Annotated in this window: 14 protein-coding genes; 7 read left to right on the top strand and 7 right to left on the bottom strand. The window is 63.4% G+C overall.

All coding sequences use genetic code 11. The annotated features are described in order from the left end of the window. The first annotated feature begins 15 nt into the window (after window positions 1–15). The 3 genes from WBQ96_RS17745 (at window position 16) to WBQ96_RS17735 (ending at window position 3,212) form a co-directional block, all read left to right on the top strand. Complete coding sequence (locus WBQ96_RS17745) at window positions 16–1,521, top strand: sugar ABC transporter ATP-binding protein (RefSeq protein WP_336552519.1); 1,506 nt, start codon at window positions 16–18, stop codon at window positions 1,519–1,521. Window positions 1,522–1,650: 129 nt separating this feature from the next. Next, entirely contained in the window at window positions 1,651–2,415 is a 765-nt protein-coding gene (locus WBQ96_RS17740; protein ID WP_165118993.1) for an SDR family oxidoreductase, read from the top strand. A gap of 11 nt (window positions 2,416–2,426) precedes the next feature. Further along, window positions 2,427–3,212: an SDR family oxidoreductase gene (locus WBQ96_RS17735; RefSeq protein ID WP_336552383.1), complete on the top strand. Its 786-nt coding sequence runs from the start codon at window positions 2,427–2,429 to the stop codon at window positions 3,210–3,212. A gap of 183 nt (window positions 3,213–3,395) precedes the next feature. Here WBQ96_RS17735 and WBQ96_RS17730 read toward each other — a convergent pair whose 3' ends face one another. The 6 genes from WBQ96_RS17730 to panB form a co-directional block, all read right to left on the bottom strand. After that, window positions 3,396–3,872 (bottom strand): hypothetical protein, encoded by a 477-nt coding sequence (locus WBQ96_RS17730; RefSeq protein ID WP_336552381.1) that lies wholly within the window; start codon window positions 3,870–3,872, stop codon window positions 3,396–3,398. Further along, entirely contained in the window at window positions 3,853–4,746 is an 894-nt protein-coding gene (locus WBQ96_RS17725; protein ID WP_336552379.1) for a hypothetical protein, read from the bottom strand. Before WBQ96_RS17725 ends, WBQ96_RS17730 begins: the two co-directional genes overlap by 20 nt. Window positions 4,747–4,778: 32 nt before the next feature. After that, window positions 4,779–5,012 carry a hypothetical protein gene (locus WBQ96_RS17720; RefSeq protein ID WP_336552377.1) on the bottom strand — a complete coding sequence of 78 codons (234 nt, stop codon included), beginning with the start codon at window positions 5,010–5,012 and terminating at the stop codon, window positions 4,779–4,781. Window positions 5,013–5,200: 188 nt separating this feature from the next. Further along, entirely contained in the window at window positions 5,201–5,467 is a 267-nt protein-coding gene (locus WBQ96_RS17715) for a hypothetical protein (RefSeq protein WP_165118989.1), read from the bottom strand. A gap of 109 nt (window positions 5,468–5,576) precedes the next feature. Next, window positions 5,577–6,428, bottom strand: a complete 852-nt coding sequence (gene panC, locus WBQ96_RS17710) for a pantoate--beta-alanine ligase (protein WP_336552375.1) — start codon at window positions 6,426–6,428, stop codon at window positions 5,577–5,579. Next, window positions 6,425–7,270, bottom strand: a complete 846-nt coding sequence (gene panB / locus WBQ96_RS17705) for a 3-methyl-2-oxobutanoate hydroxymethyltransferase (protein ID WP_336552373.1) — start codon at window positions 7,268–7,270, stop codon at window positions 6,425–6,427. Before panB ends, panC begins: the two co-directional genes overlap by 4 nt. 280 nt (window positions 7,271–7,550) lie before the next feature. On the opposite strand from panB, the gene WBQ96_RS17700 reads away from it, so the two are divergent. From WBQ96_RS17700 to WBQ96_RS17685, 4 genes are all read left to right on the top strand, one after another. Continuing rightward, window positions 7,551–8,654, top strand: coding sequence for an efflux RND transporter periplasmic adaptor subunit (locus WBQ96_RS17700; protein ID WP_336552371.1), 1,104 nt, complete (start codon window positions 7,551–7,553; stop codon window positions 8,652–8,654). Continuing rightward, a complete protein-coding gene (locus WBQ96_RS17695; protein WP_336552369.1) occupies window positions 8,651–9,733 on the top strand; it encodes an efflux RND transporter periplasmic adaptor subunit in 1,083 nt (360 codons plus the stop codon). The genes WBQ96_RS17700 and WBQ96_RS17695 overlap by 4 nt, the downstream gene beginning before the upstream one ends. Next, window positions 9,730–12,792, top strand: coding sequence for an efflux RND transporter permease subunit (locus tag WBQ96_RS17690; protein WP_336552367.1), 3,063 nt, complete (start codon window positions 9,730–9,732; stop codon window positions 12,790–12,792). The genes WBQ96_RS17695 and WBQ96_RS17690 overlap by 4 nt, the downstream gene beginning before the upstream one ends. Window positions 12,793–12,879: 87 nt before the next feature. Further along, window positions 12,880–13,371, top strand: coding sequence for a CAP domain-containing protein (locus WBQ96_RS17685; RefSeq protein WP_336552365.1), 492 nt, complete (start codon window positions 12,880–12,882; stop codon window positions 13,369–13,371). A 36-nt stretch (window positions 13,372–13,407) separates the two neighbouring features. On the opposite strand, the gene WBQ96_RS17680 is transcribed toward WBQ96_RS17685, so the two are convergent. Continuing rightward, entirely contained in the window at window positions 13,408–14,595 is a 1,188-nt protein-coding gene (locus WBQ96_RS17680) for an MFS transporter (RefSeq protein WP_336552364.1), read from the bottom strand. Between the last annotated feature and the right edge of the window lie 106 nt (window positions 14,596–14,701).

Here is a 14,701-nt window from a genome sequence, read left to right as displayed (position 1 = left end):
GACGAAACGATGTCGATGACAACAACCTTGCCTCAGGAAGGCTCCCATCAGGGGCTTTCCGTGCGCGGCCTGTGCAAGAGTTTCGGGCCGATCCAGGTGCTGACCGAAGCGAGCTTCGATGTCAGGCCGGGCGAGGTCGTGGCGCTGCTCGGTGAGAATGGCGCCGGCAAATCGACCGTTTCCAACATCATCGCCGGATCGCTGCACGCAGACCGCGGCGCGATCACCTGGCAGGGGAAACCCTATTCCCCTGCCAGCCCGGCCCAGGCGATCGATGCCGGCATCGGCATGATCCATCAGGAACTCAAGCTTCTTCCCGATCTTTCGGTTGCCGAAAATGTCTTCGTCGGCCGCATGCTGACGCGCGGCGGCGCCATCGACCGCGCCAGGATGAACGAACGCGCATCTGCTCAGCTTAGGCGCCTCGGCCTCAACGTCTCGCCTGACACCAAGGTTCGCGACCTGCGCGTCGCTGCCCAGCAGCAGGTCGAGATCGCCAAGGCACTGACGCTGGATGCCAAGCTCCTGATCTTCGATGAGCCGACGGCTGCCCTTGGCGGCGACGAAACGGCGCTTCTGTTCGAACAGATACGCAAGCTCAAGGCCGAAGGCATGGGCTTCATCTATATCAGCCACCGCCTCGAGGAGATCGTCCAGATCGCCGACCGCATCGTGGTGATGCGCGACGGGCGCGTGGTCGCTCGTCATGAGCAGGGCGATATTCCTGTCCGCACGGTCGTCGAGCAGATGGTCGGCCGCAGCGTCGACCGCATGTTCCCCACACTCGACGAGCCGCGTCCCGAAGTGCTGCTCGAGGTCGAGAATCTTTCCTCGCCCGCCCGGACTTTCAACGATGTCAGCTTCTCCGTGCGCGCCGGTGAAATCCTCGGCATAGCCGGCCTGATCGGCGCTGGCCGCACCGAACTCGTCCGCGCCATTGCCGGCGCCGACCCGATCTCCAGCGGCAAGGTCACGGTTGCCGGCAAGCCGGTCCATCTCGATGGTCCCGCCGCCGCGATCAAGGCCGGCGTCGTGCTGGTGCCCGAAGACCGCAAGGGGCAGGGCGTCGTGCTAGACCAGACCATCGGCGAAAACCTGGCGCTCGGCAATTTCGACCATGTCGCGCCGGGTGGTTGGGTGTTCCCGAAGGCTGTGCAGAAATTCGCCGAGACGGGCATCCGCAAGCTCGGCGTCAAGGGTCAGCCGGGTCAGGCGGTGCGCAAGCTCTCCGGCGGCAACCAGCAGAAGGTGGTGATCGCCAAATGGATCGCGCGGCCGCCGAAGATCTTCATCCTCGACGAACCGACGCGCGGCATCGATGTCGGCGCGCGCGCTGCGATCTACGATGTCATCGCCGACCTTGCGCGCTCCGGCATGGCAGTGGTGGTCGTCAGCTCGGATCTTGAGGAAGTGCTCGGCCTGTCGCACCGCGTCATGGTGCTGAGCCGGGGCCGCCAGCGTGGTATCCTGCCAAAGTCAGAGGCGAACAATGTCGCGGTGATGGAACTGGCGACGAGCTAGACCAGCGCCGTGCAAACATAGCGCAACAGGGTAAGCCTCCCAAGCACCCGACCGCGCCGGGCGCCAGTTCCGAGAAACTGGCGCCCGCTCATTCGGGCAGGCAGTCTTTCGAGGGATGGAGACATAACCGTGGAACTCTTCGATCTGACCGGCGAAATCGCTTTCGTCACAGGTGCCGGCAGCGGCATCGGCCAGCGCATCGCCATCGGGCTTGCCGAGGCGGGCGCCGATGTCGCCTGTTTCGGCCATGCTTCCAAAGGCGGGCTTGATGAGACGGCGAACAGCATTACGGCACTCGGCCGCAAGGCGCTGGTGCTCAACGGAACCGTGACGTCCGAAGCCGATCTGGCCTCGGCAGTCAGCCAAGTCGAAAAAGAACTCGGAGCACTCACGATCGCCGTCAACAATGCCGGCATCGCCAATGCCGCACCTGCCGAGACGCTGCCGCTCGAGCAGTGGCAGAAGCTCTATGAGGTCAATGTCAACGGCGTGTTCCTGTCCTGCCAGGCGCAGGCGCGCGTGATGCTGCCGCGTCGCAAGGGGTCGATCATCAATATCGCCTCGATGTCGGGCTCCATCGTCAATCGCGGCCTCACCCAGGCGCATTACAACTCGTCCAAGGCCGCCGTCATCCACATGTCGAAGAGCCTTGCCATGGAGTGGTCCGATCGTGGCCTGCGCGTCAATGTCATCAGCCCCGGCTATACGCTGACGCCGATGAACCGTCGGCCGGAAGTGGCCGATCAGGTGAAGATTTTCGAGCGCGACACGCCGATGGGGCGCATGGCCAGCGTCGACGAGATGGTCGGCCCGGCGGTGTTCCTGGCGAGCCGTGCATCCTCGTTTGTCACCGGCATCGACCTCATCGTCGATGGCGGATTCGTATGCTGGTAAGGGAGAAATAAGTGCAGAAGCGCTTTGAAGGAAAGACAGTCGTCGTAACAGGCGCGAGCGGCGGCATCGGCGCCGCCATGGCGAAGCGTTTCGCCGATGAAGGTGCGGCGATCGTCGTCAGCGCCATTGATGCGCGCGTCGAGCAGGTCGCCGACGTATTGCGCAAGGACGGGGCCAAGGTGGTCTCTCAGGTCATGGACGTGACCGACAGCAAGGCCGTAGCAGCGCTCTACGATCTGGCCGAACGCGAATTCGGCCGCGTCGACATCTCGATCCAGAATGCCGGCGTCATCACCATCGCCAAGATCGAGGACATGACCGAGGCCGAATGGGACAAGGTTCTGGCGGTCAACACCAAGGGCGTATTCCTGTGCTGCCAGGAAGCCATCGCGCGCATCCGCAAGCATGGCGAAGGCGGGCGGCTGATCAACACGGCCTCCGGCCAGGCGCGCCAGGGTTTCATCTATACGCCGCATTACGCCGCGTCGAAATTCGGTGTCGTTGGCATCACCCAGAGCCTCGCTAAGGAAGTCGCCAAGGAAAACATCACCGTCAACGCGATCTGCCCCGGCATCATCGACACCGACATGTGGGCCTATAACGACAACGCCTGGGGCAAGCTGCTCGGCGACTACAAGCCCGGCGAACTGATGGCCGAGTGGATCAAGGGCATTCCCATGGGCCGCGCCGGCAGCGGCGCAGACGTTTCCGGTCTGGTTGCCTTCCTTGCCAGCGAGGACGCTGCCTACATCACCGGCCAGACGATTAACGTCGACGGCGGCCTCATTATGTCGTGAACCTAGAGCCTTTCCTGCTCAGGTGAATCGCCCTCATCCCCCTGCCGGAACCTTCTCCTCGTGAATGACGGGGAGAAGGCTGGCCGCAACGCTGACGACCCCCTCTCCCCGTCCTTCACGGGGAGAGGGTAAGGGTGAGGGGGCTGTTTCCAAGAACCGAAACGATCTAGCTAGCGCAGGCGCTTACTGCGTCAGCGCTATCGCATCTTCCGGGCGCACGATGTCCGCCGGGCAGGCCGGTGCGACCGTCACCGCAAACAGGCGCAGGGCTGGCTCTTCAAAGCCGATATAGCGGGCGAGCCTACGGCGATAGTTTTCGATCCACGTGCTCGTCACCGGCTGCTGATCGTAGAAGCGGCCATCGAAGGCGTAAAGCAGCCGCTCGTTGGTTGCCTGCTGGGCGACGATGGCGCGCGACCAGCCTTCCGGCGCGACCTCGGCGATGCGCACGCGGCAATCGTCGAGGGTTCCCACGATCCAGGCAGGGGCGCCGACAGGATTGAAGGGTTGAACGGCAAGGCCGCGCATGTTCATCAGCGCAACGGCCGCCGCGCCCTCATCGGAGGCGACATCCGGCGTCCGCGCCAGGCTCACCACCTTGCCCGCGACGGTGACGCAGAGCAGCAATCCCAGTGCGAGGCTAGCGACGGACAGGCGCATCGAAACCGATCCTGTTGTAGCCGATGAGTGCGATGACCGCGAATGTGAGCCAGCCTGCCACGCTGGCGCCGATCGGCCCGTGGAGAAGCTCATATTCCCAGGGGTAAAGCCCGATCAGGCTGATGCGCGTGATGTTGATCGCGACGACCGCGACAGCACTCGTAGCCGTCCAGCCGATTGCAGACAATGTCCAGCGTCCGCTGCGCAGATTGACGAAGGCCGCCGCACTGACGAAGACGAGCGAAAGGTTTGCCAGTGAGGAGCAGGCCGGCGCTATGAATAGCGACCCGGAACCGTCGGCAAGCGGCACGACATTGGCGACCGGCACCGTTCCGATCATCCAGCCGACAAGCCTGGCGTCGATATGCAGGATCGTCCCGCTGAATGCCGCAAAGGCAAGGCGCGTCCAGAACAAGGGAATGGTCAGCGCAAAGACGATCGTCGCGGCGCGCCTGGTCGTCTCGTCGCCGGCCGTGCGTCGAAGATGAACGGCGATCAGGACGATGCCGAGCCAGCTCAGGGCAGGCACCGGTGCCATGAACGCGAGGCCGGCGAGCAAACTCACCAGCACATCGCCACGCCGAAAAGCCTGCTCGGCGGATGGCCGCAGAAGCATCGCCAGGGCGGCGAAACAGGCGCCCCAGAGAATGATGCTGATTTCGAATGTGTTGAATATGGCGGCGGCAAACCCGCTGTCGGTCACCGACCGATAGACTTTTTCACTGATGCCGTTCGCGAAGCCGACGACCACCATGCCGGCGAAGAAAGACTGCCGTGTCACGGTAAGTTTTCTGAACCACACAAGAGCGGTCGGCTGGACCACGGGCGCCAAATGATCTTCGCCTGCTGCCATGCCGGAACCGGATATTGCCACCTGCCCACTCCGCATCGACGGCTCGGATTAAGCTATTCTTTGTTCTTGCGATTGCGCATTCTCAACCAGACAAGGCCGCCGAGAGCCACGACGATCGGCAATCCCACGCCAGCCAAAGGTGCCGGCACTGCGTAACCCTTCGAGCCGCCAGGCCCCCAGCCCAGGCCGGGCGTCGGACCGCGGTCAGGCGGCTGTGCAGCAAATGCCGGCGCTGCTGTCATGAGGCCCAGCACGGCCACGAAAAGCAATGATCGGAAGCCTGACATGGCTACCTCCTGTCAAACTGGATTGACCAGAAGATTATGCCTTTGACGGCGGGTAGGTGAGGCATCCGTTCGATGTAATACGGCCTCGCCGAGCGCCTTGGCGGATCGCAAAGACGAGACAGCATCGTCGAAAATGCACCAAGCAGATGGGTGTACCGCCGCATTGAAGCTGTCGGATGAAAGCCGAATTATTCCTGGCCCTTGCCGTCTTTGCCGCGACGGTTGCGCTTCCTCAGCCAGATATAGCCGCCATATGCAGCCAGAACCGGGAGGCCGACGCCGGCAAGCGGGCCGGGAACACCATAGCTCGTTCCACCACCGCCGCCGCCACCGCCATAGCCACCACCGCCCAGATCGATCTTGATGATGCCGAGGTCGATCGTCAGAGCGGATGCTGGAGATATTGCCATAAGGCAGAGTGCTGCCGCGCAGACGGTTGATCGAATGCTATGCATGATAAACCCCCATGATGTTCAAGCCACACGGGAAGAATATTCCTTTGCCGGCGGGTAGGTGACGCATCTCTTTGGTGTAGGGGGCTCGTCCGACAATCAGCAGCTTTATCTAGCTCGGTTGAGCGGGAACATTATCGATCAGGCGTACCTCACGGAGAAAGACGGCAGCGAGCAGCCGCGCCGGACGGTCGAGCCTGTCCATCGGCTGCAGATTGTCCTCGGCCCGAAGTTCGAGATACTCGACCTCCCGGAAGCCGGCGTCTTCGAGCGCCTTGACGGCCTCGTCCAGCACGGGCTTGGCAAGCCTGCCGTCACGAAGCTTTTCCGCCGCTGCGAATAGTGCCTGGGCCAGTTTCGGAGCGATTGCGCGATCCTGCGACGACAGCCGCACATTGCGCGAGGAGAGCGCCAGCCCGTCGGCCTCGCGCACGGTCGGGCAAGGCACGATCGTGATCGGAATGTCGAGATCGCGCGCCATGCGCTTGACGACATGCAATTGCTGGAAATCCTTTTCGCCAAAGAAAGCCGCATCCGCCCCGGTCTGGAGAAACAGTTTGGCAACCACGGTGGCGACACCGTCGAAATGTCCGGGCCGATGCGCTCCGCACAGGCCTTCGCTGACGCCGCTTACCGAGACGGTCGTCGAAAAGCCTTCCGGATAGACTTCTTCCGCATTCGGCACGTAGAGCATATGCGCGCCGACCGGCGAAAGTTTTTCCGCGTCTTCCTTCTCGGTGCGCGGATAGGCGGCGAGGTCGGCGGGATTGTTGAACTGTTTGGGATTGACGAACAGTGTGACGATAACGCGGTCAGCTTGGCTGAGGGCGGTGCGCACCAGGCTCAGATGCCCTTCATGCAGCGCGCCCATCGTCGGCACGACGCCGACTTTCAAACCCTCGCGCCGCCATCCAGCAACGGTCGAACGCAGTTCGGCAAGCGTTCTGACGATCGGCACGCTCATGCGGCGGCTCCGCCCTTGATAGCCTTCGGATTGTCGCCGAAAACATGCTCGCTTGCCGGAAAGCGGTGCTCGCGCACGTCCGCCGCATAGGCCGCGATCGCGGTCTCGGCATCGCGGCCGAGTTCGGCGTAGCGCTTGACGAATTTCGGCCGGAAATCCGCGAACTGCCCGAGCACGTCGTCCACGACAAGGATCTGCCCGTCGCAGGCGGCGGAAGCGCCGATGCCGATGGTGGGAATGGCGATCGTCTGCGTGATCTTGCGGGCGAGCGGCTCGACGACCTTTTCGAGCACCACCGAAAACGCACCCGCCTCGGCAACGGCAACCGCATCGCGAAGGATGCGCTCGCCGGCTTCGCCCCGGCCTTGCACCTTGTAGCCACCGAATGTGTTGACGGCCTGCGGTGTTAGTCCGACATGGGCCATGACCGGAATGCCGCGGCCGGTGAGAAAGCGGATCGTCTCGGCCATGCTCTCGCCGCCTTCCAGCTTCACCGCCGCGCACCCGGTTTCCGTCATCAGGCGCGCGGCGTTGCGGAACGCCTGCGCCGGGCCTTCCTCGTAGGAGCCGAAGGGCATGTCGACCACCAGAAGCGCGCGCTCGACACCGCGCCGCACGGCCTGTCCGTGCATGATCATCATCTCCAACGTCACGCCAAGCGTCGACGGCAGGCCATGCAGGACCATGCCGACGCTGTCGCCGACGAGAACCACGTCGCAGTGATGGTCGACGATGCGCGCGACCGGTGTCGTATAGGCGGTGAGGCAGACGATGGGCGTCCGGCCTTTCCTGTCCGCGATATCCGGTGGTGTCAGCGCTTTTGTCTCTGCCGTTGCACTCATCGGCCTCTCCTTCCCTTGGGGTACTCTCTCCCACCCCGCGCGCGGTTTTACATGGTTTTGTGCAAATGCGAAGAAAATTGTTGCGTTGCGGCGGAACGCTGCCCGTGAGGCAACCGCCTGCCGGGACCCTGCCCCTGGCTCTGTGTTTCGATTGTAGTGCTTTGATCCGGCACAGTTTTCGTCGTTGCGCTGATCCGACAATGATGGCACCTTGAGCTATCGCTTGGCATCCTCGGGTGGGTGAGCGTGCACGGCGACAGCATTTGCGAGGGACACTTGCATGGCGCTTCGAGGGGACGATAGCAGCCGCCTCTTTCCGACGGTCGCCTTTGCCGTTGCCCTGATGCTGCTGCAAGGCTGCAGCGAGCAGAAGCAGAGCGGCCCTGAAACCATTCTCAATGTGAAGGCGATCGAGGCCGAAACGGTCGACTACCGGCCCCGGTTCGCGCTGACGGGGCAGGTCACCGCCCGCAATGAAGCCAGGCTTTCCTTCGAGGTCGGCGGTCAGGTCACTGAAGTCCTTGCCGATGTCGGCGTCCATGTCGAGGCCGGCGCGCTTCTCGCCCGGCTGGATCCCAAGCAGCAGAATTCCGACGTGGCTTCAGCAGAGGCCGGCGTCGACGCGGCACAGGCCCAGCTTGCGCAATCCACCGCCGCCTTCGAGCGGCAGAAATCGCTGCTTGCCGGCGGCTTCACCACCAAGAGTACCTATGACAATGCGGCCGAAGCCGTCGATGTCGCGAAGGGCACGCTGGAAACAAACAAGGCGCAGCTCTCGATCGCCCGCAAAAGCGTTGCCGACACGGAGCTGAAAGCCCAGCAGGCCGGCATCGTCAGCACCCGCAATATCGAGGTCGGGCAGGTGGTGCAGGCGACGCAGACCGTTTTCATCGTTGCTGTCGACGGTCCGCGCGATGCCGTCTTCCAGGTTCAGGAGCAGGTCGTAGCCCACATGCCTGAAGACCCGCAGGTTCAGATTTCGCTGCTTTCCGATCCCGAGGTCAAGACGACCGGGCATGTCAGGGAGGTCGCACCTTCCATCGATCCGACCACCGGCACCGTCCAGGTTAAGGTCGCGCTTGACCAGACGCCCGCCCGCATGACGCTTGGGGAAGTGGTGCTGGGAACCGCCCCGGTACCGGGCATACGGGCTTTCGTCATCCCCTGGTCGGCCATGATGATCGACAACGGAAAGCCTGCGGTGTGGACGGTCGACGCCGCATCGAACACCGCCGGCCTCGCGCCGATCACGGTTGATCGCTACGAAACCGGTCGGATCATCGTCCGCGACGGGTTGAAGGACGGTGATCTCGTCGTGACGGAGGGTGCCCAGCTTCTACGGGCCGGCGCGAAGGTCAGTATGTCGCTGGAGGGCGCCCAATGAGACGGGCCGGCGTCGTTTCCATCCTGCTGCTCGCCGCCCTGTCTGCTGGATGCAAGCCGGCTGAGGAAAAATCGGCCGAGCCGGAGCCAAGAACGGTGCGATCGGTGATGGCTGCGGTGCCGGACATAAAGTCGACCGGCTTCACCGGTCTGGTGCAACCGCGCTATGAGGCCGCCCTCGGCTTCCAGACCACAGGGCGCATCGTCTCGCGCGATGTCGAACTTGGCAGCCTCGTTACCAAGGGAGAGCTTCTGGCCACCATCGACGGCGAGCAGATCATGCTTGCCGCGCGTTCCGCCGAATCGCAGGCGACTGTGGCCGCCGCGCAGCTTGCCAATGCGCAGGCAAGCGAAGGGCGGCTGCGAACGCTCCTTGCCGAGAAGAGCATTTCGCAGGCGGATTTCGATTCGGCCACGCTCGCAACCGCAACGGCGCAGGCGCAGGTCAGGCAGGCACAAGCGGAGCTCGACAAGGCAAAGGACCGGGTGAGCTATCTCGAGCTTCGCGCCGAAACCGATGGCGTGGTGACCGCGGTCGATTCCGATGTCGGGCAGGTCGTGTCGGCGGGAACGGCGGTCATCACTGTTGCCCGCACCGACGTGCGTGAAGCGGTCGTGGATATTCCCAACGAGATCATGGCTGGCATGCGCGCGGACGCCGAGTTCGATGTCGTGCTGGCCGTCGATCCGCGCACCCGCGCCAATGGCCGCATCCGCGAGATCGCGCCGCAGGCCGATGCCGCGACACGCACGCGGCACGTCAAGATACTGCTGGATAATCCGCCGGAAGCCTTCCGTCTCGGCTCGCTCGTTACCGCCTTTCCGAAAGAGGCGCCCTTCACCCAGATCGTTCTGCCGGTTTCGGCCGTGTTCGAGAAGGACGGCAAGTCTTCGGTATGGGTGGTCGACGCCACGGCTAAAACCGTGTCCGAAAAACCCGTCGAAACAGGCAAGACGCTGTCCGGCTATGGCATCGAGATCAATAGCGGTCTTGCCGTTGGCGACCGCGTGGTGACGGCCGGCGTGCACGAACTCAAGGACGGCCAGCGCGTGAACATCGATGGCGGTATCGAAGAATGAACAGCTTCAACCTGTCCGACTGGGCGCTGCGTCACCGATCGCTGATCTGGTACCTGATGGTCATCGCGCTGGTGGCCGGCGTGCTTTCCTATCTCAATCTCGGGCGCGAGGAAGATCCGGCCTTCGCCATCAAGACGATGACGGTCAGCGCTTCCTGGCCGGGCGCTTCGCTCGACGAGACGCTGTCGCAGGTCACCGAACGCATCGAACGCAAGCTCGAGGAGCTCGACACGCTTGATTACACCAAGAGCGTGACGACGCCCGGCCAGACCACCGTATTCGTCAACCTGGCCGACACGGTGCGCGGTGTCCGGATCACCGACAGCTGGACCCGCGTCCGCAACATGATGTCGGATATCCGCGGCGATTTTCCGCAAGGGTTCGCCGGCTTTGCCTTCAACGACCAGTTCGGCGACGTGTTCGGCAACATCTATGCCTTTACCACCGACGGCCTGACGCCGCGCCAGTTGCGCGACTATGTGGAAGAGGTCCGCCGCCGGGTGCTGGCCATCCCCGAAGCTGGCAAGATAGACATACTCGGCGCGCAGGACGAGGTCGTCTATCTCGAATTCTCGACCCAGCGCATAGCGGCGCTCGGCCTGGACCAGCAGGCCGTCATCGATACGCTGCAGAGCCAGAATGCGATCACGCCCTCCGGCGTCATCCAGGCTGGCCCGGAGCGGATTGCCGTCCGCGTCAGCGGGCAGTTCACCTCCGAGGAAAGCCTGCGCAACGTCAATCTGCGCGTCAACGACCGCTTCTTCCGCCTCAGCGATGTCGCCACCATCAGCCGTGGCTATGAAGACCCGCCGCAGTCGCTGTTCCGCTATGGCGGCAAGCCGGCCATCGGCCTGGCGATCGGCATGAAGGACGGCTCCAACATTCTCCATTTCGGCGAGAAGCTGAAGGAGACGATGGCGCGCGTCGAGCAGGAATTGCCGATCGGCGTCAGCGTGCATCTTGTGGCCGACCAGCCAGCGGTGGTCGAGGAAGCCGTCGGCGGCTTCACGCGGGCACTGTTCGAAGCGATTGCCATCGTGCTTGCCGTCAGCTTCATCAGTCTCGGATTCCGCGCCGGCATCGTCGTCTCGCTGTCAATCCCGCTGGTCCTGGCAATGACCTTCGTCTTCATGGAATATCTCGGCATCAACCTTCAGCGCATTTCGCTGGGCGCGCTCATCATCTCGCTCGGCCTTCTGGTCGACGATGCGATGATCGCCATCGAAACCATGGTGACGCGTCTGGAGGCCGGCGATACGCGCGAGAAGGCCGCAGGCCATGCCTGGACGTCGATCGCCTTTCCGATGCTGACCGGCACGTTGGTCACCGTCGCCGGCTTCATCCCGATTGGCCTGAACAGCAGCAGTGCCGGCGAATATACCTTCTCGCTGTTCGAGGTGATCGCCATCTCACTGCTTCTTTCCTGGGTCGTCGCGGTGTTGTTTGCGCCCCTGCTCGGCGCGACCTTCCTGCCCAAGAACATGAAGAAGCATGAGGACCATGTCGGCTGGATGCGGAAGAGATTCCGCCGGGTGCTGCATGCCGCCATGCGCTATCGCTGGATAACGATCGCCGCCACGCTGGTACTGTTTGTCGGGGCACTTCTCGGCTTCCGTTTCGTGCAGCAGCAGTTCTTCCCGCCCTCGGACCGGCCCGAGCTCATCGTCGACATGACCCTGCGCCAGAACAGCACGATCCGCGAAACGCAGGTGCAGATGGATCGGCTGGAGGCAAGCCTCGTCGGCGACGACGACATCGTGCGCTGGACATCCTATGTCGGCGCCGGTGCCGCGCGCTTCATCCTGTCTTACGACGTCCAGCCGCCCAACCCCTATTTCGGCCAGGTCGTGATCCTGACCAAGAGCGTCGAGGCGCGCGAGCGCCTTCGGGCCAAGCTTGTGGACAAGGCGCAGAAGGAATTCCAGGGCATCGACGTGCTGGTCAAGGGGCTCGAACTCGGGCCGCCGGTGGGCCGCCCGATCCAGTATCGTCTCAGCGGACCCGACGTCGAAAAGGTACGCGCGTTTTCGCTGCAACTGGCCGACGTGCTGGGCAAGGACACGCGGGTGGGCGCGGTCGTCTACGACTGGAACGAACCGTCGCGGGTGATCAAGGTCGACATATTGCAGGACAAGGCGCGGCAGCTCGGCGTCAGTTCCGAGCAGATCGCGTCGAGCCTCAACAGCATCGTGGCCGGCGCCACCGTCACCCAGATACGCGACAGCATCTATCTGGTGAATGTCGTCGGTCGCGCGCAGGCCGCGGACCGAAACTCGGTCGAGGCGTTGCAGGGCCTGCAATTGCCAAGCGGCAGTGGAAGCTCAGTTCCGCTCGGCGCCATCGCAACGTTCGAATACGGGCTTGAGCAGCCGGTGGTGTGGCGGCGTTCCCGGCTGCCGACGATCACCCTCAAGGCGAGCATTGTCGGTCCCGCCCAGCCGGCAACGATCGTGTCGAGCCTCGCACCCTCCGTTGCCGAATTCTCCGGCAAGCTGCCGCTCGACTACAAGGTCGAGGTCGGCGGCACTGTCGAAGACAGCGGCAAGAGCCAGGCGCCGATCGTCGCCGTCGTGCCGCTGATGCTGCTGACGATGCTCACGCTTCTGATGCTTCAGCTTCAGAGCTTCAACAGCATGGTTCTCGTGGTCAGCGTCGCACCACTTGGCCTGATAGGCGTTGTCGCGGCTCTGGTGCCGTCAGGCGCGCCGCTTGGGTTCGTCGCCATACTGGGCGTTCTGGCGCTGATCGGCATATTGATCCGCAACTCGGTCATCCTGGTCACGCAGATCGATGCGCTGAAGGCTGAGGGCAAACCGCTATGGGAGGCCGTCTATGAGGCAAGCGACCATCGCGCCCGCCCGATCCTGCTGACGGCTGCCGCCGCCAGCCTCGCGCTCATTCCGATTTCACGCGAGATTTTCTGGGGCCCGATGGCCTATGCGATGATGGGCGGCATCATCGTCGGCACGCTGATCACGCTGATCTTCCTGCCCGCGCTCTACGTCGCCTGGTTCCGCGTTCGCGAACCGGAAGCCGAGCCGGCGGTCGCGGAGGAATAGCCGCTGGCGGCATATTCTTGACGTGATTGCGCGCCACATCCGTTCCGTCGGGTCGCTATGCGTGCCGGCATATCGATTGCCGGAAGCATGACGGAAGACCAGATTGAACATGAAGACGAAGTTTTTCGGGGCGCAGCCCTGTGTGCCCTGCTGTTTCTTGCGGCCTGCCAGACAGCCCGCGCTCCGGGCGATGGTGCAGGCGCCTCCAGTTCGGCCTATAGCTATCTCGCCGAGATACGCTCGGCAAACGGCCTAGGCACGATGGTGGCAGACTCCCGTCTGGAGAAGGCATCCCTTCAGCAGGCCGGCTATATGGCGCGTTCGGGCCGCATGTCGCACACGACCGGCTGGGGCAAGGATTTTGCCGCACGCATGAAGGACAATGGCGTCGAGGGCGCAGCGGCGGAAAACGTCGCCCATGGCGGCATGGACATGGCCAAGCTCTTTTCCATGTGGATGAATTCGCAAGGCCACCGCCGCAACATGCTCGACGCGCGTTTCAGCCGCTATGGCCTCGCCTATGTCCGCGACGAAGCCGGCAGCGACCGGAAATACTGGGCGCTCGTGCTCGGCAGGTAAGAGCCCACCGAGCCACTATTCCCAAGCAACCCGCAGTCAGCAGGCGGCATTCGCCAGTGCTGCACTCACCCGGTCCTGCTTGCGTTCCAGAGCCCGGCTGAGCAGGGCAAGCAGAAGACCCGCGACGGTCACCAATGCAGCCACCCATGTCACCGCGCCGAGGCCGGGGCCATGCTCGATCACCACGCCGCCCAGCCACGCACCGATCGCATTGCCGAGATTGAAGGCCGCAATGTTCAGGCTCGAAGCAAGCGTCTGGCCGCCGCCTTCAGCCTTCTGGAGAACGCGAAGTTGCAGCGGCGCAACCGTGGCGAAGGCCGCAGCACCGAGCAGCCCGACGAACAGCACCGCCGCGATCTGGTTGTGTAGGGCGAAGGTCATCAGCCCCATCACCAACGCCAGCGTGGCCAAGGTTCCGAGCAAGGTAGCCATCAGCTTGCGGTCGGCAAGGCGTCCACCGATGAGATTGCCGGCGATCATGCCGCCGCCGAACACCAGCAGGATCGGCGAGACAGCCGTTTCCGGGAAGCAGCTAACCTGCGTCAGCAGCGGCTGGATATAGGTGAAGACGGCAAACACGCCGGCATAGCCAATGACGGTGATGAGCAGGCCGAGCAGCACTTGGGGCCGGGCGACGGCGACAAGCTCATCGCGCAGATGGCTCTGCTCGTCGGAAGCCTTGTCGCCGGGCACCAGGAAAGCAATTGCCGCAAAGCCGATGACGCCGATTGCTGCTACCGCCCAGAAGGTCGAGCGCCAGCCGAAATGCAGGCCGAGCCACGCGCCGAAGGGGACGCCGAGCAGGGTTGCAAGCGTCAGGCCGGTGAACATGATCGATATCGCCGAAGCCTTGCGGTCCTGCGGCACCAGTCCGGTCGCCACGACCGCGCCGACGCCGAAGAAGGTGCCGTGCGTCAGTGCCGTGATGACCCGTGCCACCATCAGCCAGGTGTAGTCGGGCGCCAGCGCGCTCGCCGCATTGCCGATGATGAATATCACCATCAGCGTCAGCAGCACCGCCTTACGCGGCAGGCTACGGGTCAGGATAGTCAGGATCGGCGCGCCGACGAACACGCCGAGCGCATAGCCGCTGATCAGCAGACCGGCAGCAGCAATGGTTACGTTGAGGTCCGCCGCCACTTGCAGCAGCAGTCCCATGATAACGAATTCCGTGGAGCCGATGCCGAAGGCCCCAACGGTTAATGCATAAAGCGCCCTGGGCATGGTCGTACTCCTGGTCAGCGCGGGTGAAAGATCGACCCCTATATGGACCCCGCCCCACTTGTGAGGTAGAATGCCTCTGGGAAAATCATCTATGAATTGAACTCAC

The sequence above is a fragment of the Mesorhizobium sp. CCNWLY176 genome (genome assembly GCF_037153935.1).
Lineage (GTDB): Bacteria > Pseudomonadota > Alphaproteobacteria > Rhizobiales > Rhizobiaceae > Mesorhizobium_M > Mesorhizobium_M zhangyense.
This window is presented reverse-complemented; position numbering and strand designations above follow the sequence as displayed.

What these genes read in the sequence shown, in the direction of transcription:
- WBQ96_RS17700 (WP_336552371.1), top strand. Translation starts at nt 7,551, where the DNA reads ATGGCGCTTCGAGGGGACGATAGCAGCCGCCTCTTTCCGACGGTCGCC.
- WBQ96_RS17680 (WP_336552364.1), bottom strand. Translation starts at nt 14,595, where the DNA reads ATGCCCAGGGCGCTTTATGCATTAACCGTTGGGGCCTTCGGCATCGGC.
- WBQ96_RS17720 (WP_336552377.1), bottom strand. Translation starts at nt 5,012, where the DNA reads ATGTCAGGCTTCCGATCATTGCTTTTCGTGGCCGTGCTGGGCCTCATG.
- WBQ96_RS17695 (WP_336552369.1), top strand. Translation starts at nt 8,651, where the DNA reads ATGAGACGGGCCGGCGTCGTTTCCATCCTGCTGCTCGCCGCCCTGTCT.
- WBQ96_RS17745 (WP_336552519.1), top strand. Translation starts at nt 16, where the DNA reads ATGACAACAACCTTGCCTCAGGAAGGCTCCCATCAGGGGCTTTCCGTG.
- WBQ96_RS17715 (WP_165118989.1), bottom strand. Translation starts at nt 5,467, where the DNA reads ATGCATAGCATTCGATCAACCGTCTGCGCGGCAGCACTCTGCCTTATG.
- WBQ96_RS17685 (WP_336552365.1), top strand. Translation starts at nt 12,880, where the DNA reads ATGACGGAAGACCAGATTGAACATGAAGACGAAGTTTTTCGGGGCGCA.
- WBQ96_RS17690 (WP_336552367.1), top strand. Translation starts at nt 9,730, where the DNA reads ATGAACAGCTTCAACCTGTCCGACTGGGCGCTGCGTCACCGATCGCTG.
- panC (WP_336552375.1), bottom strand. Translation starts at nt 6,428, where the DNA reads ATGAGCGTGCCGATCGTCAGAACGCTTGCCGAACTGCGTTCGACCGTT.
- WBQ96_RS17730 (WP_336552381.1), bottom strand. Translation starts at nt 3,872, where the DNA reads ATGCGCCTGTCCGTCGCTAGCCTCGCACTGGGATTGCTGCTCTGCGTC.
- panB (WP_336552373.1), bottom strand. Translation starts at nt 7,270, where the DNA reads ATGAGTGCAACGGCAGAGACAAAAGCGCTGACACCACCGGATATCGCG.